14 protein-coding genes and 2 pseudogenes are annotated in these 19,782 nt (G+C 47.9%); 13 read left to right on the forward strand and 3 right to left on the reverse strand.

Annotated features, from left to right (window positions below; genetic code table 11):
- Positions 1-159 precede the first annotated feature (159 nt).
- The 9 genes and pseudogenes from KJW29_RS36695 (at position 160) to KJW29_RS02735 (ending at position 5,665) form a co-directional block, all read left to right on the forward strand.
- The gene (locus KJW29_RS36695; protein WP_425517547.1) at positions 160-300 is read left to right on the forward strand and encodes an RHS repeat-associated core domain-containing protein; all 141 of its coding nucleotides are present in this window, start codon (positions 160-162) and stop codon (positions 298-300) included.
- Between the two features lie 63 nt (positions 301-363).
- Positions 364-1,320 (forward strand): annotated as a pseudogene (locus KJW29_RS02705) (IS256 family transposase); the annotation flags it as partial.
- Positions 1,321-1,470: 150 nt separating this feature from the next.
- Positions 1,471-2,055, forward strand: a complete 585-nt coding sequence (locus KJW29_RS02710; protein WP_214628662.1) for a TetR/AcrR family transcriptional regulator — start codon at positions 1,471-1,473, stop codon at positions 2,053-2,055.
- Between the two features lie 57 nt (positions 2,056-2,112).
- Positions 2,113-2,607 carry an HXXEE domain-containing protein gene (locus KJW29_RS02715; protein ID WP_214628663.1) on the forward strand — a complete coding sequence of 165 codons (495 nt, stop codon included), beginning with the start codon at positions 2,113-2,115 and terminating at the stop codon, positions 2,605-2,607.
- A gap of 1 nt (position 2,608) precedes the next feature.
- Positions 2,609-2,944 carry a DoxX family protein gene (locus KJW29_RS02720; protein WP_214628664.1) on the forward strand — a complete coding sequence of 112 codons (336 nt, stop codon included), beginning with the start codon at positions 2,609-2,611 and terminating at the stop codon, positions 2,942-2,944.
- 138 nt (positions 2,945-3,082) lie between these two features.
- Positions 3,083-3,490 (forward strand): MDR/zinc-dependent alcohol dehydrogenase-like family protein, encoded by a 408-nt coding sequence (locus KJW29_RS02725; protein ID WP_214628665.1) that lies wholly within the window; start codon positions 3,083-3,085, stop codon positions 3,488-3,490.
- A 923-nt stretch (positions 3,491-4,413) separates the two neighbouring features.
- A complete protein-coding gene (locus KJW29_RS35915) occupies positions 4,414-4,845 on the forward strand; it encodes a hypothetical protein (RefSeq protein ID WP_246608553.1) in 432 nt (143 codons plus the stop codon).
- Positions 4,829-4,891 (forward strand): DUF4368 domain-containing protein, encoded by a 63-nt coding sequence (locus tag KJW29_RS35920; RefSeq protein WP_246608794.1) that lies wholly within the window; start codon positions 4,829-4,831, stop codon positions 4,889-4,891. Before KJW29_RS35915 ends, KJW29_RS35920 begins: the two co-directional genes overlap by 17 nt.
- A 432-nt stretch (positions 4,892-5,323) precedes the next feature.
- Complete coding sequence (locus tag KJW29_RS02735) at positions 5,324-5,665, forward strand: hypothetical protein (protein ID WP_214628666.1); 342 nt, start codon at positions 5,324-5,326, stop codon at positions 5,663-5,665.
- 147 nt (positions 5,666-5,812) lie between these two features.
- Here the strand turns inward: KJW29_RS02735 and KJW29_RS02740 are convergent, their stop codons facing one another.
- Positions 5,813-8,257: a right-handed parallel beta-helix repeat-containing protein gene (locus KJW29_RS02740; RefSeq protein ID WP_343222825.1), complete on the reverse strand. Its 2,445-nt coding sequence runs from the start codon at positions 8,255-8,257 to the stop codon at positions 5,813-5,815.
- 54 nt (positions 8,258-8,311) lie between these two features.
- A pseudogene (locus tag KJW29_RS36600) lies at positions 8,312-8,959 on the reverse strand (collagen-like domain-containing protein); the annotation flags it as partial.
- Between the two features lie 291 nt (positions 8,960-9,250).
- Here KJW29_RS36600 and KJW29_RS02745 point away from each other — a divergent pair.
- The 3 genes from KJW29_RS02745 to KJW29_RS02755 all read left to right on the forward strand — a co-directional run bounded on the left by KJW29_RS02745 (position 9,251) and on the right by KJW29_RS02755 (position 17,061).
- Positions 9,251-9,949, forward strand: coding sequence for a response regulator transcription factor (locus KJW29_RS02745; RefSeq protein ID WP_214628668.1), 699 nt, complete (start codon positions 9,251-9,253; stop codon positions 9,947-9,949).
- Complete coding sequence (locus tag KJW29_RS02750; protein WP_214628669.1) at positions 9,927-11,216, forward strand: sensor histidine kinase; 1,290 nt, start codon at positions 9,927-9,929, stop codon at positions 11,214-11,216. Before KJW29_RS02745 ends, KJW29_RS02750 begins: the two co-directional genes overlap by 23 nt.
- A gap of 370 nt (positions 11,217-11,586) precedes the next feature.
- Complete coding sequence (locus KJW29_RS02755; RefSeq protein ID WP_214628670.1) at positions 11,587-17,061, forward strand: S-layer homology domain-containing protein; 5,475 nt, start codon at positions 11,587-11,589, stop codon at positions 17,059-17,061.
- A 90-nt stretch (positions 17,062-17,151) separates the two neighbouring features.
- Here the strand turns inward: KJW29_RS02755 and KJW29_RS02760 are convergent, their stop codons facing one another.
- Positions 17,152-18,033: a helix-turn-helix domain-containing protein gene (locus tag KJW29_RS02760; RefSeq protein ID WP_214628671.1), complete on the reverse strand. Its 882-nt coding sequence runs from the start codon at positions 18,031-18,033 to the stop codon at positions 17,152-17,154.
- Positions 18,034-18,274: 241 nt separating this feature from the next.
- On the opposite strand from KJW29_RS02760, the gene KJW29_RS02765 reads away from it, so the two are divergent.
- Positions 18,275-19,717, forward strand: coding sequence for an extracellular solute-binding protein (locus KJW29_RS02765; RefSeq protein ID WP_214628672.1), 1,443 nt, complete (start codon positions 18,275-18,277; stop codon positions 19,715-19,717).
- Positions 19,718-19,782 lie beyond the last annotated feature (65 nt).

Genomic DNA, 19,782 nt, shown 5'->3' on the forward strand with positions numbered 1-19,782 from the left:
GCAGTAGAAGATGGCGTTATAAGGTCTGTAACCGAAGGTGTCATGCTGGAGGATGCTCTATGGATATCGCCTGGCTGGATAGATCTGAGGGGGGATTTCAGAGCACAAGCAGCTTTTCTCTTGTGATACGTCGAGCTATTAAATAGCTATGAGTATGATATCTGGGGCAGGCCTATAATCGCTGCAGAGATGGTTGCGAATTCCTTCCGCTACTCGGGCGAATATTGGGTTAGTGCGACAGAGCTGCAACACCTTCGAGCCCGCTGGTACAATCCGAGTATGGGACGGTTTAATAATTAGGATACATATGAAGGAGAGAGCACGAATAGGCGGAGTCAGAACCTTTATACTTATGTGCATAATGCGAAACATGACGTCACGGCGAAAGAAACCAAAAACAGTCGCAATGGGAAAAGCAAGAAAACCGTCATGAGCGAATACGGTGAACAAGAAATCTCCGTGCCGCGCGACCGTCTTGGTGAGTTTGAACCGCTCGTAGTGAAGAAGCACCAGTCGAACGTAAACGGCATTGAAGAGCAGATTATCGCGCTGTATGCCAAGGGTGTCAGTACACGTGAAATCCAGGATCATTTGCACCAGTTATACGGCATAGAGGTCTCTCCGACACTGATCTCAAACGTGACGAACAAGATCGTCCCTATGATTAAGGAATGGCAGAATCGACCACTGCAAAGCGTTTATGCGGTCGTCTTTCTCGACGCCATTCACTTCAAAGTGAAGCAGGACGGGGCCATTGTGAACAAAGCCGCATACAGGGTTATCGGCATCGACCTGGACGGAAACAAGGACGTACTGGGCATGTGAATTGGCGAGAACGAGTTCGCCAAGTTCTGGCTTAGCGTCTTAAACGAGCTTAAGAACCGCGGCGTACAAGACATTCTCATCACATGCGTGGATAATCTGACGGGCTTCTCACAAGCCATTGCCGCCTGCTATCCACAGACGGAAATCCAAAAGTGTATCATCCACCAAATCCGTAATTCAACTCGCTTTGTGTCGTACAAAGACCTCAAGAAGGTGACGGCGGCGTTAAAGCCGATCTACAAGGCAGCAACGGAGGAAGCAGATCTTGTCGAGCTTGACCGCTTCGAGGAAGAATGGGGTACGAAGTACCCGCTGGCTAAGCAGGTATGGCTGCGCGCCGAAAGCGAAGGCCGCTTCTCCGACAACTTCTTCGACTTCGTGCCGGGCAAGCCGGTCGAGGTGGAATTCCAGCACCGCGCCCCGGGTCAGGCATCCAGCGTTCCGGCTGCGGCCGGAGTCGTAACCGCAACCTCGATGAAAGATTATTTGGCTTAAGATATATTTCGAACAGCCGGGAGATGAAGCAGAGCTTGTTTCTGCTTCATCTGTTCGTCTCTGGATTGATGTTTTCCCTACCCGAAGTTGACTTGTGGGAAGTTAGTGTTATAATTTGTTTGAACGTTCATTCAATATTAGGAGGTTTATATGGGACCAAAAACAGATAACAACACCAAGATCAGACTTGTTGCAGCAGCCTTGAAAGTGCTTGCCGAGCAAGGATATCATAAAACCTCGATGAAGGAAATTGCCAGAGAGGCTGGCGTCGCGCAGGGCTTGATCAATTATTATTTTCCCAGCAAGGACGATCTGATGTTTGAAGTATTCCAGATGGAGAGTCTTAAATATGCGGAGGAGATGCAACGGATCGCGGACATCCCGAAGGGCGAGCATTTCATACGGCATGCCCTGGAGGTTCCCAAGGGGATGGTGAATGCCTACCCGGACTGGCATCGATTGCGTTACGAGCTGTTTGCGATCGGACTTCGCAGCGAGGCTGGTAGACAAAAAATAAAAGAAAGCCTGGCTGCAGGACGTCGTCTTGTCCATCAATCTTTGGATACTTTTTCGAATAACGATCATGTCAACAAATCGGCATTGGCCTCGATTATAAACGCGGTCATCGATGGATTTGCGCTAGAGCTTATGGCGGACCCGAATTATGATATTGAAGCCGCCTATCTTACATTCGCAGAGCTGCTCGAAGCTTATTTGTCGGAGGGAAGGAGATGATTTTTTTTTGAAATATTATTGAATGAACGTTCAAACAAAAAAAGGAGGAGATAAGCAATGCTAGAGTATGCAAGCCTGGTTTTATGGCTGCCTTATATCGCTTTATTGGTACACACAATAGAGGAACTGCCCGAATTCTCATCGTGGTCGACCCGTCATTTTCGAGATATGTCTGCCATGCAGCATGCCGTCATCCAATCTATTATGTTGATTGTTTTGTTAGTATGCTCCGTCATGGCAACGGCCGAGGAGAGCAATGGCGTCTGGATCATTATAGTTGCAGGATTTCAGCTTCATGTCGGTCTTAATGCATTGTTTCATATCGTCATGGCCGTTCGTTTTCGTGAATATTCTCCAGGGATGCTGACGGGCATCGCGGTGTCTCTTCCGACTACCTTCGTGTTTTTTGGTTATGTAAGCCAGCATGCCATCCTGACAGGGACGGCATACGCGATTGCGATAACGGCCGGAGTGCTGCTGGCCGCTGCTGCTGTCGGAACTTTATTTCTACCCCGCAAGTCCAACAAAAAAACGATGAGGGCGGAGATATAATATGATTTTGTTCCTTGTAGTGCAAATGCTTCTCGCTATTCTTTTCCTTTTCTCCGGCTTTGGCAAGCTACTCGGCTGGTCTTCATACAAAAGAAGCTTTAAGCATTTGCGATTGCCCAAACGCATTCGCATCCTGGCAGGAATTGTTCAATTAATGGGGAGCATTGGATTAATTACAGGCTTTTGGTTCTCCTCGGCGACGGCAGCATCTGGCCTATTATTGTCGTTTACGATGTTTGCGGCCATTGCATCGCATATTCGAGTCAAGGATACACTGGTTCAAACCGCGCCTGCGATCTTTGTATGCATGCTCACTGTTTTACTGCTCTTCATATAGGCAGCGTTGCATCTGATGACCGGTCTCAAAAAGAGTTTTCAAAAACTATGAGGTGTGCCGTTTTCGCGAATCCAAACGTAAGCAACCCGCCTTCCAAGGGGCAACACAGACGCATTTCAAGTCGGGCAAGAGGTTTTAGTGACTGGCTTTGAAATGGGAATGACACATACGGGCTGTTTTTCGGAGTATGTGCAAGTTCCCGAAAGATGGATTGTTCCACTTCCAAGCGGGCTTTCCTTGCGTGATGCAATGGTCATCGGTACAGCTGGTTTTACTGCCGCCCTCTCAATTGATGCGTTGGAAAGCAAAGGGATGACAAAATCTGAACAGCCTGAAATTTTGGTAACCGGAGCTTCTGGCGGTGTGGGTAGTGTGGCACTTCGGCTTTTATCGCAAAGCGGCTATAAAAATATATTTGCACTAAGTCGCAAAAAACAAGAAGAAAGGCTGTTTTTATCACTTGGAGCGAAAGAAGTTGTTTACCCGGAAGATGTGATAGCAGAGAAATCAAAACCTTTGGGGCAGCAGCGATTCCATTATGTGTGAATATACTTGGCGTTGATTACGTAAATTATCCCATAGAAAAGCGCACTTATATATGGAAGGCGATTTGCGGATGAATGGCATATCATGGACTCATTATTCATTCATGAAATTGAATTAGATGAATTAGGCAGTACGTTCTCCGCAATTGAACAGGGAACGCATGTCGGGAGAACTATAGTTAAAATTAATTAATAGATTCGGTGAACTACCAAGCACAAAGTTAACGAAAAAGAGGGCGCCAAATCAGGTGTCCTCTTTGCGTTGTACAGCTAGCCGTTAGACCGCCACAGCGGGATAGTGGAAACATTGTAATATTCTAAAATTTAGCAATAAGACTGCTTATTCGAGTTTCTGCAAGGAGTAATGGTAAATCATCAGTATAGGAAAGGCTTCATGAAAATTTCATGGCTCTCAAGTTAGCTCAGAGTCGTATTGCTGCTCAGTTGCCCTGTAGAGAAACGAGCTGCTTTTTCATGCCAAGGTTGACTTAGGTAGAGGACAAAAAGGAATGTGTTCGAAGCCGAGCTGGAAGTGACTGGGTAGGCCGTATGTCCAATGATAGTTTTCAGCAAAAAGGCGTTAGCACCCTATAGCGGCTTTTTGCTTTCAAGATTTTTCGATTGAGCGAGAAAACTATTGCCTCTCCTACCCGATTCTGCCCCCAAAATGAACAGGCTTATAGAAAGAGAAATTCGATGCTGCTCCTTGTTACGGAGAGCAGCAGATTTGCAGCAAGGAGGCATGTGTGATGGATAACAGCAGGAAAGCGGATCAATACGCGAGATTCAACAGGGCCGAACTCCATACATCGTGCACAGCCATTACAGTGGAACGGATACCATGAGGGAGAAACTCAGGAGGGGAATCCTTACACGGACGACGGCTGGAGCGGCACCAACTTCGACCGTCCTGATTTTCAGCGGATGAAGCGTCGCCATGCCGACATGGCCAATGAGGAAGAACAGGAATTTGTGGACATGCTGGCGAATCAGCACGAGAGCCAACAAGAGATACAGTGGAAAGCTGCGAGGAAGGAACGCGGGCAATTGGAAAAGAGGGATATCGAGCTTCAAACCATTATAAAGAAGTTGTATGAAGACAATGCGCTAGGACGGATTTCCAATGAGCAATATGCATCGCTATCGCGAGACTTCGTAGAAGAACAGGCTCAAATGAAGGAACGGTTCAAACTGCTGGAGGAACAACTCGGTCAATCCGAGAGCAAGCGGGAGAATTCGCTGCGCTTCTTGGATGCAGTACGGCAATACACCAATGTAAAAGAACTAACGAAACTTAACGGAACTGATCGACAGAGTTGTTGTGTTCGATGCCGAGCAGGTGAACGGCAAGCGTGAGCAGCGCATTGAAATCTACTACAGATTTGTAGGTTTACTTTCGTAAACGTCAAAAGTTATTAGTTCGCTAAAACCACCACACTCCGTTGATTTATATTGACCCTACAGGGCATTATTGTGTTTCTGCAGATGGAAAATGGGCACATCAGGGCAAGTGTAACTCTAGTTCGTCAATTTATTTGGGGGCAAGCAATGGCTTCAGAAAGCTTTTTATGGGGAAAGTCATCTGACGAGGTTGCAGACGTGCTGGGAGAAGGATGGGGAAAAGGTGTTTACGGAACAAATGATTTAGGATGAAAGTTTACAAAATATGCAATGTCAGTCTTTTATTATACAAGTGTAGGAAATCACAAAGGTTCATATTGGAGCTTGTTTACTAGAGCGTAAAAGGAATAAGGTAGTAGATTCAGGAACATAAGTACTAACTTGGGATGATAAAGCAACTATCTTTTATATTGAGAAATGTGGTTGTGTTGAAGTGGTTTATGAGACAACAGTAACAGAAAGAATGGAACTATTTTTGGATACTCTGCAGAAGTGTGGTACATATTTATTAGATGCAGATAAAACTACGATTGAGTACAATATTTTCGAAGAGTTTGATATTGGAGCGATTTCGTTTCTCCACATTAATAATTTGATTATTTTAAAAGATGCTGGACTCATTAATGAACTCGTTATGAGTAAAAGTATTGAACTTCGTGATAAATTCATGGAGCTGCAAGGTAATGAAAAATGGAATATAGAGTCTGTGAAAAATTCAACTGAATGGTTGGAAATATTAGAGCTTTCAGATGAAATGAAAAGAATGTTGCAATAATAATTTGTGTGGATTGATTCAGAATTAGCCACATGCGATTGTAACAACTCCATGTGGTTTTTCTATCGCCCAAAAGTCATAACCACCGACTTAGCCGGTGGTTATGACATATTTGCTTCTGCCTGCATGCACGTCATTAGGCAATCTCTAGAAAATCGTACCGTAAGCCCGGAAGTAGGCAAGCGGGCCGACTTCTTGCCAGGTTACCGTCCCGTCGGAGACCGTCGCCCCTGAGCCGTTCGGCCATGCCGGCGAAGTTGTCCCCGACGTGCCGGAGTTCATGGCCTCGTAGACGCGCCCGGAAGCGAAGACGCGATCTCCACGAATCCGAGCTGCCGAAGCTCTCCAAGGGATGTCGCTTGCCGGGCCCGGGGATACGCAAACCCATCCCACGTTGCCTCCTGCCGATGGAGCGGCGTTGCCGTAAATGTCGCCCTTGAACCAGACGCCGTCAGTCGGCGGAGCGAGACCTTCGATATCGGGATCATATTCGATGACAATCCCTGCTTCGGGAGCCGGAGGGTTAATATTCCGCAAAATGTTCCGGCTGGTCGCGAAGAGCCTCACGGCTCGTTTGTTGGTTGGATTGTAATATTGCAGGTTTAATCGTCCCGTTCCCGTATAAGTCAAAGTGGAGCGTTTGATGGAAAAAATGATCGTGCTGGCGACGTTAAATACATTCGTCAACAGATAAGCGAAAGTCGAGTTCGCAATGATGATTCGACAACGGTTGACCTCGATTCTACCCACCCCTGTGTTAAACTCTCCTTGGAACATATAGGTGATCGTACTCACGTACAAGTCGCATTCATTCAACGTGGTGAGAGGCGACTCCTCGGGCGTATTGATGTTGCCGAGCTTTACCACGGTATCCGTCAGCTTGCTGCCGTTAATCTGCACTTGCCGCTGTCTCGTGGATAACTGATGGTTGTTAAGAATGCAACGCGTAAACGAGGATGAACGGAAAAGAACATTCTCCGCCGTTTTAGCTCCGTTCCTCGTCTCGATGCGTACATTGAGATTGGTGAAAATGGAATCCGACGCCTCGTATGCCTTTAAGGTGAACTCCCTCTGAGCATTCCAGCCCTCGAACGAACATTGCTCCACACGGTTCGCCGTAATCGTAGGGATACCGCTGAATTGATCGGTCCAGACAAAATGGTTGCCTCTGCAAATAATCGTATCGTCATCCGCCATGGCGAAGGAATTCGTGTCGATCAACGTGTTGCCGTAAAAGTACACATCGTAACCCGTGCCCCCGAGTCCGGCATTACTTGCGTACGCGATCGTATTGTCTTCGATGTTGACATGCGCGTGAGGCAGATGGGCGTCCATTAAGCCGATGCCGGTCTGACAACGGTACAGGTAGTTCTCCCGTACGTTGGCCATATGAAGAGAATACAAGTTGATGCCGATGCCGCTTAAGTTGTAGAAATGATTATTATGAATTTCGATTGTCCAGCAGCCGACCAGAGCGCCATGGAACAGATTGTAGAACAGATTATTCCGAATAACGCAGTTGTCGCCGTAGGAATCTTCTTGATTAATGCCGTACCGGGTCGGATCGGGGAAAATGGGCTTGCGGTCCAGCACGCCGGTCCCGTCATGGATACTGTTGTGCTGTACAATATTGTAATTGCCTCCGAGCGTAATGCCGCCGCGATGCAGATTGTATACTTCGTTAAATTCAATCGTGTTATGGTGCGGCGTCAATCCGAATTTCAAGGTCATTTGCATGTTTTTGGCCGTGTTGGTTTCGTTGTTGAAGAGGAAACGGAATTTACGCGCTTCCGGCGGAATGGAGATCGGCGTATATATTTTTTTGTTGCTGTAGTAGCCAAGATAGGTGTTGTCTACAGCATAATAGGCAACGTCGACTTCCTTGTTGGTTATGGCCGTCTGGCGCGAATAGCCTGCTCCGGCAACCAGAAAGCTGCTGTAGCCTGTCGTTGGGATGGTCAGCAGCTGAGACACAAGCGTCTTGCCCGTAGCGGGGATGACGGCTCCCGTAGTGCGGTTGATATCGTTTACCGTCAGACCGAGAGCAAATTCCGCATAATCGAAAAATCCTGTACTGTCAAGCGATATGCCGTCACCCATGTAGCTGCTTATGGTGCAATTGCGGACGGAGCAATAGGAAGAACCGCGAACGATTTGAATCCCGTAAGTCCATTCAATGGCGGCTTCGGCCGAGTTCGTGAAACTCCGATCCGCCTTGTCTCCGATCAGGATCAGATTGCGGATATGGGAGTCGGTAACGCTTTGAAGCTTGATGCTGACTCCGTCGTTGCCACTGGAATCGCGTCCAGGAAAGTTGTAGAAGTCGGTTACGCCGGTTCTCGTATCGAACGGAGACTTGCGCGTCGAATCATAGATGACTTTTAGCGTGGAGCCTCCGAAGTCGAACGTCATATTGTTCTGCGTGACCATTATGGTGCGCGGGTAACAGATCGCATAGCTGCCGGTCGGTACGATTACCATTCTGTAACCGTTCTCGTAAGCCCATTGCAGGGCATTGTTGAAGCCCTGAACGTTTTTGTCGGCTTGAAGGTAGTTGGCATCCGTATAAGGTTTGGCAGGAAGGCCTGCCATGATGCCCCAGCGGGCCAACTCCAATGTGTAGCTTATTGGGCTTCCCGATCCGGAGCTTGTTCCCGGCGGTCCTTGCGGGCCGACGGGTCCTTGCGGACCGACATCCCCCTTCGGTCCTTGCAGACCTTGCGGCCCGGCAGCGCCAGTTACGCCGGTAGCTCCGGTTGACCCGGTGGCGCCTTTAGCGCCATCAGCACCAACAGCTCCCTGAGGGCCAGCGGGTCCGACAGCGCCAGCAGCGCCAACAAGACCCTGAGGGCCTGCAGCCCCAGTAGCACCAGTGTTGCCGGTAGCCCCCGTCGCCCCAGTTGCGCCTTTAGCGCCTGCAGCCCCGATAGGACCCTGAGGGCCCGTGGCCCCGGTAACGCCAGTATTGCCGGTCGCCCCTGTCGCCCCAGTTGCGCCTTTAGCGCCTGCAGCCCCGATAGGACCCTGAGGGCCCGTGGCCCCGGTAACGCCAGTATTGCCGGTCGCCCCTGTCGCCCCGGTGGCTCCTTTGGCGCCAGCAGCACCAACAGGACCTGCCGGCCCTTGCGGGCCAATAGCCCCGGCAGTGCCTGCGGGTCCGACCGCACCTGTCGGGCCGACCGGGCCCGTGGCGCCCGTCGCCCCGGTAGGACCCGTAGCTCCGGTCGCTCCGTAGTCGCTCGGCAACGCCGATGTTCTAATTTTTCCCGTAGCGGAATCGTAGATCGTGTTCATTTTCTCTTGCAGCTCTCTATCATCATATACGAGGAAATTTTGACCGTTCACGTTCAGATATCCGTTATCTGGCATGCGCTCACCTCTCGTCTCTATGAATTAGGGGATATGATTACTATATGAAGGGACGGCGATCGTCGGAAGTGTAATCGTCTAGTGTCGGACAGAGATAGGGACTCGTCTAATGCTGCCAGATGGTGCAGCGACGCCGGAACGACGGTCTAATCTTCTTTTAAGCTTTATCCTTTATACTAGGACCACCAGTTGATAGACGGGAAGGTTGGGGCGAATGTGCAAGTGTTGGTCATAGAGGACGACGAATCTCTTAATCACGCTGTATCAAGCGTGCTGCGCGAGGAAGGTTTCCAGGTGCATGTTTCGCTGCGCGGGGATGACGGGGCTTTCATGGCGGAGCAAAATATTTACGATCTCATCATTCTGGATTTAATGCTGCCCGGCATGACGGGTATCGCGATCATCCATTATTTGCGCGCAAGGGGGATCGATACCCCGATCCTGTTGCTGACGGCGCTCGACGCGGTGGAACGGAGGGTTGAGGGGCTCGACGCCGGAGCAGACGATTACGTCGTGAAGCCGGTCGCCTTTCAGGAGCTGCTGGCGCGGGCGAGAGCGATATTGCGCAGGCACGGTACGTTGACCGAGAACGGCGATATCGGCATAGGTCCATTGACGGTACGGCCGCGCCTTCAGGAGGGTTACTATAACCAGGTACCGCTTAAGCTTTCGGCGAAGGAATTCGAGCTGCTAGAATTTCTGGTCATTAACCGCAATCAAATTCTGACCCGCGAGCAAATTCTCGATCGCGTATGGGGGTTCGACTCGGACACGGGCATAGGCATCGTGGAGCTGTATGTCCATTATTTGCGCAAGAAACTGACTGCAGCAGGTTGTCCGGAGCTGATCCATACGGTGCGTGGCATCGGCTATATGATGAAGGAGAAGGCGCATGTTCCAAAAGACGAAAATTAGGCTGACGCTGCTCAATGCCACCGTTTTGTTCCTCATATTGACCGTACTGGGGACAAGCTTGTACTTGTATATGAGGACGACGATTATCGGCGGCATCGACAAGGCGCTGGAGGAACGTTCTGTCATGTGGAGACCCGTGACGACGATTTCGACTATGCCGACGCAGGGCTTGCCGTTTGTCATGGCGCAGGAAACGAAGCTTTCCCTCGCTACCGTCAGTTCGGCCAGCAGCGTTTTCGCGCGCAATGTGGACATTCTCTTCTGGAACGATGAGGGACAACTGCTGAATATGGATATTACCTATTCTTATCCGCCCAATCTGCTGGACGTGCTGCAGCGTTCGCTGCAAAAGGAAGGTCTCTATTCCATTAGTCATAAGGGAGCCGAATATAGACTGTTAAACATACGGGCTAACGGCGGCGATTCCGAAGTGGGTTATTATCAATACGTGAGCGACATCAGCTCGGAGATCAGCATGCTTAACACGATTATGACCCTTATCATCGTAGGCATCATATTCGGGGGAGGCATATCGATTCTCGCCGGCTTGTATTTGGCCAAGCGGGCGCTCGTGCCGATCCGTTCCTCCTGGGAGAAGCAGCAGCAGTTCATGGCGGACGCTTCTCATGAGCTGCGGACTCCGCTTGCGGTTCTCCAGACGCATACGGAGCTGTTGCTTCGCCATCCGGGTCATACGATTGAAGAGGAGAGCATGGAGATATCGACGATGCTGAAGGAGATCAAACGGATGAACAAACTTGTAAATGGGCTCCTGACGTTGGCGCAAAGCGATTCCGAAGGACTCGAGCTTCAGATGCGGCCGGTCAGGCTCGACGATTTGACAAGGGGAGCCGCCAAGCAATTTCTGCCGCTGGCCGCCATGAAGAACATCCTGTTATCGGTGTATCTTCCCGAAGAATCGACGATATCCGGCGATGAAGAGCGGCTGCAGCAACTGCTCATGATCCTGCTCGATAACGCGATCAAATATACGCTTCACGGAGGCAAGGTTCGGGCGTCTTGCAAGAAGACGGCGTCAGGCGTCGTGCTTAAGATCCAGGATACAGGGCCGGGCATTCCGAGAGAAGAGCTACCGTTTATATTCGAGCGCTTTTACCGTGGAGACAAGACGAGAAATCGGACGGAAGGCGGCACGGGGCTCGGGCTTTCGATCGCGCAATGGATCGTAACCCGTCATGGCGGCAAGATCGAAGCGGACAGCGTGCTTCATAAGGGTACGACGATCGTGATGACGTTTCCGACATAGTAACCACATAGATCAGCTGGAACGTCGTTAGACATTTTGGAAGGCCACCTTCGTTTTATCTTTGAAGGTGGCTTTTCATATGCCTCTTAACTACAGGAATGACAATATCGTACAAAACGGGCTTGCTCACTGCTGTCATTTTGCCGTTTCCCGGCGAATCCTCTTGCTCGAGAGGCGTATCTATTGTAAAGACTTCCCGCTTCTCCGGATGTACACTTTACTGGAGTCAAATAACTGCACTTAAAGAGGGGTGATGAATGGACGGATTTTTGAAATCGTTTAATGTAAGCGCATTATAATTGGTTGTTAGGTGCGCAATACACAGTAACGGAAACAAAATAAGGATGAACATCAAGAAGGAGGAGTCAATTTGTTTACCAAAAAAATTTTAAAGGTATCCCTTGCGTTATTAATGGTATTTTCCGTGTTGCCGCTTTATGCAGCAGCAGAGCCTGTTGCGCCTATAGAGATCACTCCTGTTGCAGTTTCAGATACGCTAGCGATTAATGACAGCGATCGAACAGCAGGGAGCGCTTTAAATAGCAAGACGACGTCTACCGGCGATAAAGCGTGGCGTTCAGTTAGCGGGTTTAGTTTTGCTCAAGATGAAATCAATAGCTTGGATAGCTACATTACAAGCGATGGCGTAGATCACCCCTATGCATATGTTCCATATAATCCGACTGTTGAGACCAATATAGAAGCGGATATTGTTCTGCAGAACTCGAGCTGGGTAGCGATTGGCTATAGCAACGATAATAATTATTTGTGGACAACGGGCCAACTATGGGCATACGTTTCTCCATCGGGTACCTATCAAATTTTAAAGAATGGTTCAAATGCCATCGTTACTGGGCATGCAGCTGTATCCAGCGGCACGGACTATACGAATGTGAAGCTGCAATATAATAAAGCGACGGATATGGCGTCTTTATGGATAAACGGAACAGAAGTTGTGGCAAGCCTTCAGGTAGGCGGCATAGGAGAGATCAACTACGCTGGCTTTATGATCGCTTATCCTACTGCCTCCGAACAACGAATTAAAAATGTAGTCATTCGTGGCGAAGAGCAACAATCACTTGCTATAGCAGATGATTTGGCCGCTAATGCCCCCAATCGTTCTTTGGGTAGCTCCTTAAATGGACAAATTACTCCAGTGGCTGCCGAGAAATGGACGGCTAGTCCCCAGCTTGTATTCGCTGAAACAGAGGGCAAACAATATGTGACCAGTAACGCGGGGGGATATCCTACGGCATTCGTACCTTATCGCCCAGCAGCTGATGCGACAAGTATTGAATCCGATATCGTATTAGGTTCAGAGGATTGGTCGGCGATTGGATATGCATCTGATATAGGCGAATTGTGGACCTCTGGCGTGGGCGCGCTATGGGCTCATATTAATAAAAATGGTACTTATCGGGTCTATAAGAATGGGATAGAAATGATAGCAGGCGGAGATGCTGCTGTATCTGCCGAGGGTAATCCAACACATGTGAAGCTAGCCTACAATCTTGCAGCAGATACGATATCCCTGTGGGTTAATGGGGTGAAGTACGTGGATAATGTAGAAATAGGTGATTTGGATGGCGAGATTCTGTACGCGGGCTTTATGATTTGCACCGCAAGTAATGGCGAACAGAACTTCTCTAATTTTGCTGTACGTGGAGAAGCAAGGACGCCAGAGTCGGCGCTGGAGGTATTTGATGATCTGGCGATGAACGACACTAACCGCACGGAAGGAAAAAAACTAAATTATTTGGAAACTTTGGTAGATGGACGTTGGTGGGAAGCTTCTCCTGAATTTGTATTTGCAGGAGATCCGTCCGATAGCTATATTACGAGTAAGGATGGCGGGAATAATCATTATCCGCTGGCGCAAGTAGCCTATACTCCAATAGATCCGGTGACTAGTATTTCCTATGACATTCAAATAGGCGATATGCCTTCTGGATGGGTTGCATTAGGATATGCCGGTGATTTGAATTATTTTTGGTTTACAGGCCAGGTATGGGCATTGCTTGGCGCATCAGGGAATTATGTGATTTACACAGAGGGCGCAGACAAGGTATTGGCCTCTGGAACGGCAGAAATTGATGTCGATAGTTATACCAACGTAAAGTTGGAGTATAATGCGAATACTCAAACCGTATCGTTATGGATCAATGACGCGCGCTATGTGAACTCGCTGAATGTGGGCGATGAGCCTTTAAATATTCAAACCGCCGGTTTTATGATGACGTCGCCAACGGCATACGGGCAGAAGGTCAAAAATTTTACAGTCAAGGGTGAATCAGAGGATGTCCCTCCATTTTATCCGGAAGACATTGTAAAGCCTGATCCAAGCGACTTCCCGATCGGGGTATTTGAAGATGCCAATCTAATACGCGGTAAGAAAGGGCTATTCAAGGATATCGTTAATGATCTTCAGTCAAGAGGCCTTAATGCGATTATGTTATCCAACGGCAACGCTGAACGCGATGCAGAAATGATGGAAGTGTCCGATAAATATGGACTTGATGTTTACTTTGGCGCGCACGTTGATTTTTATCCATGGCTGCATGATACTGCAGTGTCAGGCGATCTGGATGCCGCAAGAGAAATTGTTACGCCAGTCGTAGACTTGCTCAAGGATCATCCTAGCGTGAAAGGGATTAACATTTCGGATGAGCCAGAGCTGTACACGCTGGAGAAGCATGTGAATGCAGCGGATATTATTCATGAACTTGCCCCTGATATTAAAGTTTCTACACCTATTATCGGTTTTGATCGTGCGGGTCCGATGGCTGCCGCGCTTGATCAGGATGTTTATATTGTAGACGTTTATCCGGCAGCCCAGATTAATCCATTGGGCGACTTTACGATGAATGCCTATGGATACGGCGGCTGGGATTTTATCAGCTATACACGTGAAATTATTAAGGAAAGATCAGAGGATACACCGCTTTGGATGATTTTACAGACCCATGCCTATAATGCAGGTCGTTTCTCTTTACGTGAGCCGCTCCCGGCTGAGGTTCGCGAGCAGCAGTGGTTAGCCATTGGAGAAGGGGCTACAGGTATATTCTGGTTTGTATATGGCACACAACTGGATTCAGGTTGGACGGGTTTGAGTGACAATGAAGTGTTGTTTGCCGAGGTAGAGGATCTGACCGGAAGATTGAATCCGCTACGCGAGACATTCCTGGGCACAAAAAAGGATAAAGATCGTTTTACGGCGACTGCTACAGGTTCTGCCAAGCCTTATGTCAGTACATTAGTAGAGAAGAATGGGGATAAGCATTATGTTGTTGCCGTCAATACGGACGTGCTGTCCGATCAGTTGTTGACTATTGATTCCAAGCAATTTAAAGGACAATTGAAGGACTTGGAAACAGATGAGCTATTTACAATAGGAGTCTCGGAGATCGAAGTGCGTCCTGGAGACGGGAGAATATTCGAAGTGATTCCATCACAATCCTACAATGAGCCTACAGTAGAGATTACGACTTTGAATTCCGGACTTACTTTAAATGTAGGTGCTCAGCTTGGGTTGGGATCAGAGGCTGCTGCGCCGGAAGGGATTTCCAAAGTAACCTACTACGCTAATGGAGATGAAGTAGGTTCATCGACAGCTGTTCCATATATCGCTAATTGGACCGTAAACCGTTCGGGAAGCTATTCGATTACGGCAGTAGCGACTACAACAAAAGGGCTGGAAACCACTTCGGCACCTATTGAAATCATGGTCAATGGCCAAGATAATATGATTCGGAATGCATCCTTTGAAGCATGGAACAGTAATAGTCCAACAAGCTGGAATATGGGTTCAGAAATTACGGCGACCCTGGATCAGAATGTATACCGTACAGGAGGCACCTCGTTGAAGTTGTCTGGCGTAGTTGATGAGGTCGTTCTACGGCAAGATGTGACCTTACAGCCTAACAAGGAATATGAACTAAGCGCATGGATCAAAACAGATGATGTGAGAGGCTCCGGAGCACTGCTTCGTACGGTAGTAACAGGGCCGGCTGCTTATAACAATATAACGCAGCCTATCTATGGAACGAAGGATTGGACCAGGGTAAATGTGAAATTTACAACCCCATCCGTTGTTACGTCAAGCAATGTTTCCTTGTATCTGGATGCGCGAATGGTGCCCGGGATCGTATGGATTGATGATGTAAGCTTTGTAGCTACAGGCGCAGCCCAGGTTAGCGACGGGCTCGCACTGCACTGGTCCTTCGATGAAAGCAGGGGTACCCAAGTCTATGATTGGTCAGGCAATGGACATACAGGTGATATTATCCGATATGTTAATGGGGAATTGACAGAATTTGTCCCATGGGCTATAGCCTTTGATTCAGGTGCCAAATTTGGTTCAAGCGGTCTTTTTTTCGATGGTGTTGTCAATTATATACAGACTCAGAAAGATTTTAGCTTGAATAACGACACATTCACCTGGTCATTATGGATGAATCCACAGGAGTTTAGAGATCAGATCATCATGACGAGCGAGCAACTTGTAGTAGAAATAGCAGATGGACACCTGCAGGCAAGTGTGCAGGCGGACGGTGGAGAATGGTATACGTTAGTAGGTCCTGAGGTTAACACACCGGGCTGGCGCCATGTTGCAGTTGTATACGACCAAGCGGATGCCATGGAACTCTATATCGATGGCGAACAGGTTGCGACATCAATTGCTGTAGGGCCTTTAACTGAAGCGAGTGGAGTGTTAATCGTAGGCGCTTCACTAGAGGATGCCAGCTTGAACTTACACGGATATATCGATGATTTGCGTATATTCGAACGCAAATTAACAGGCGATGAGTTGAAGCGCTTGGCTCTGAAGCTGGCTAATCCAATTGAACCGGATCTGGAGACTCCGCCAACCGAATGGCCAACAAATCCTAATACGGTTCCGCCGAAGGAAGGTACAGTTACTATACAGGCAGGTCAAGCAGGTCAAGTCCATCTGAAGCAACTGATTCAGATGTATATTCCGGCTGGCGCTTTGGATACAACAGCAACAATTACGATTACGGAAGTAACAGATACAGACGACCTGATTGCTGACTCATCCCATACCCCGGCTAGTCGCATATACGAGGTATTGAAGACGGTAAACGGCAACTTTAAAAAACCTGTCACCGTACGTATGGTTTATGATCCTAATGTTGTTGGTAACAATAAGCCAGTAATATTCTACTATGATGAGGCTGCCAAGACATGGCTTGAAGTTGGCGGTACCGTTGTTGAAGGCAATTTAGTAGAAGCAACAGTGAATCATTTCACGAAGTTTGCGGTGTTTGCAGTAGAGGATTCAACTATTCCTGCTATATTTACCGACCTGCAAGGACACTGGGCAGAGCAATCCATCGCGCAAGCGAGCAAATCTGGCTTCGTGTCCGGGTATCCGGACGGTACGTTCCGTCCAGATGGTAAGGTGACACGGGCAGAATTTGTGAAGTTGCTTGCAGGGGCTTTGCAACTGGATACTACTGGAAATAGAGCGTTAACGTTTACTGATCAAGATCAAATAGGGGCATGGGCGAAGGAGGCGATTGCTGCAGCCGTACAATTGGACTGGATTCAGGGGTATGAGGACAACACCTTCCGTCCAAACCAAACGATTAGCCGGGCCGAGATGGCCGTGATTGTGGCAAGGGCGCTGGGACTAGCTTCAAGAATTGCTAGTGGTGCGACCTCATTTGTCGATGATCAAGATATCCCGGTATGGGCGAAAACGGGGATTCATGCTTTAATAAACAGTGGTCTCCTGACCGGTAAAAATGGCAATCTTCTTGCTCCTAATGCTTCAACAACAAGAGCTGAAGCGGTCGTATTGATTCTTCGGGCATTAAAATAGCATATACCATCTAGCAGACTGTTACTTTCGTAAGGAAATGAGCACAGAGAGATAATCCCGGGATAGAGGGGATTATCTTCTTGTGCTCCTTCATTTTTCTTTACTTGTCAATGCATGAGCTTCGGATTTCACAGTGGAGAATTGGTTGCGCCAGTCGGTTGGACTTTTTCCGGTGTGTTTTTTGAAAGCGCTGCTAAAATGATGAATGTTTGGATAACCACATTCTTCTGCTATCTGATTGATTTTTAGCGTCGTTGTGGTCAAGTAGTTGGCGGCAGCGCGCATTCGAAGCTCATTTAGGTAACTCATCGGCGTAAATCCACTGTATTCTTTAAACTTTTTGATCAGATAGGAGTTTTGGAAATGAGATAATGAGGACAAATAACCCAAGGTGATGTCATCTCTAAATGTTGACTCCATATTGATCATTAATGTTTTGATAATGTCTTGTGTGGGTGTTTGGCTCAGGGGTTGCTTTAAAATATCCTGAAAGTCAACACCCTGCTTATGGGATTGGAGGAGTTCGTTTACAATGATGAACAGCTTCGAAATATCAAGCATTAAAAGATCGGAGCCGCACGTCATGTTTTTTATGTCATGCCTCAATAGATCATTAATTCCCATGATGGTATGAGTCATGACGTCGGGCATGTGGCTTGATATATCGGATTCACATTGCAAGCGGTTCCAGACCAGAATATTCTCCAGACTCGGGAATAAAGAGGTGGTAAATGCCTCGTCCAGCTCGATATACCAGAATGTTGCTTTGCTCGAAAGGATGATGACGTCATGAGGAGTGTTCGGAGTAATAAAAAATAGTGAGTTTGGTTTAATATGATAGGTTTCGCCTAACCACTGCATTTGATAGCTTCCTTCCGCCAAATACAAGATCTCGAAAGAAGGGTGAATACCACCGGTCTTGAAATCCGATGGGGAATAGTGATCGACATACTTAAAGGTACGAATACGCATAACGATTCTCCTAGGGAATATGACTTGTGGTAGACCTATTGTAGTATGCCTCAATCGGATTGTAAATGCAGACAGTTGATAAGTTCAATTATTTGCAAACGGTTTCGGAACAAGGCGTCATTGGCAAGCTTTATCGTTGTGCATGAGAACAAAGAACATTATCTGATGCAAATACGTTTCCGGATCTACAAGGTATACTCAAGTTAGCAGTAAATCAATTATATTAGGAGGGTCAACAAAGATGAAATCAAAAGTGAAAAAATCATCGTTGCTCGTTTTTTCAGCCTTGACTGTGCTGCTCGCTGCATGCTCAGGCAATAACGGCAATAACCCTGCAACAGAAAGTGCAAATCCGACAAATGGCAATACTCCGGCAGCGGAAGCGCCCGCTGTGTATGACAATGGTTTGCCTAAAGATGAGAAGGTTACCTTGAAGGTCGGGTTTCTGGAAGCTGGTTACGGAAGAGAATGGTTTGATCATGCAACTGCTTTATTTACTGAGCGGTATCCGAACGTCACATTCGATATAACGGCTTCACCCAAAATTCCAGATCTGATCACAACGAAGGCGGCAGCAGGAGACGACAAAGACATGTTCGATATTCTCTACGGACTAGCTTACACGGAGTTTGTAGATGCAAATAAGCTGGAGCCGCTTACAGACATCTTTCAGATGAAGCCTTCCGACGGCGGCGGCAAAACATTGGACGAGCTAATCGTTCCGGGCTACAATGTGCCCGAGCAATACTACAAAGGCGAGAACTGGCTGTTCCCTATCGCCAACTACATCGGCGGCATGTTCTATGATCAGAAGCTGTTCGAAGACAATGGCTGGAACAAATCACCGAAAACGTACGATGAGTTCCTGGCATTATGTGAAGCGATCATGAGCAAAGGGATCGATCCGATCGTGTACTCCGGGCTTTATAACTACTCGATATTCTCCTTCGATACGAAGGTGTTCGAGTTGGCGATTGATAATGGCAACAAGGAGTTCCGAAATCACTACGAGAACTATTCGGGGCCGGAGTTTACATCAGCCGAAAGCGTAGAGGTGTACAATCGTCTTTACGATATGGGGAAAAAGGGATATATCAGCAAACAAAGTGTAGGTATGAATCATACCCAATCCCAAATGCTTGCACTGCAAGGCAAAGCGGCCATGGTGCCTTCGGGCGATTGGATCGAGAATGAGATGAAGGAATCTGCGCCGGAGGACTTCAAGTGGGGTTATATGGCCGTTCCGTTTTCCAATAACCCCGAAACACCGATCCACATCAATAATGGTCTCAGCTATGCTTTTCAAATTTGGGCGAACAAACCTGATCTGACGAAGCAATGGGCAAAACAATTTTTGGTATCGTTGCTGACGAATGAGGTTCAGCAGATCTTGGTTGATAAAGGCGGCGCGTTCCCTCTGAGATCCGACTTCATGGATGATTCCGCGCGAGCGGCTAATATGAAGCCGTTGCAGAAGTCGATCGCTACCTATATGAGCGAGAACAATGTGGTACTCGAATTGAAAAGTCGTAAGGTCGTACTAAACTCGCCTGACTTTGTCGCGGCTAATAAGCACGTTCAAGATAATACCGCGCTTATCTTGACAGGTCAGAAGGAGCCGTTGCCGATTCTCGAAGAGGGAGAGCGCTTGCTTCAGAAGGCTGTACAGGAAGCCGGGAAGTAATACAATCTCCGTATCGCTAACCAGCAACTAATCGAGCCAAGCAGACCGTTGATCAATAAGTCAAC

The organism is Paenibacillus agaridevorans, assembly GCF_018604145.1.
Taxonomy (GTDB): domain Bacteria; phylum Bacillota; class Bacilli; order Paenibacillales; family Paenibacillaceae; genus Pristimantibacillus; species Pristimantibacillus agaridevorans.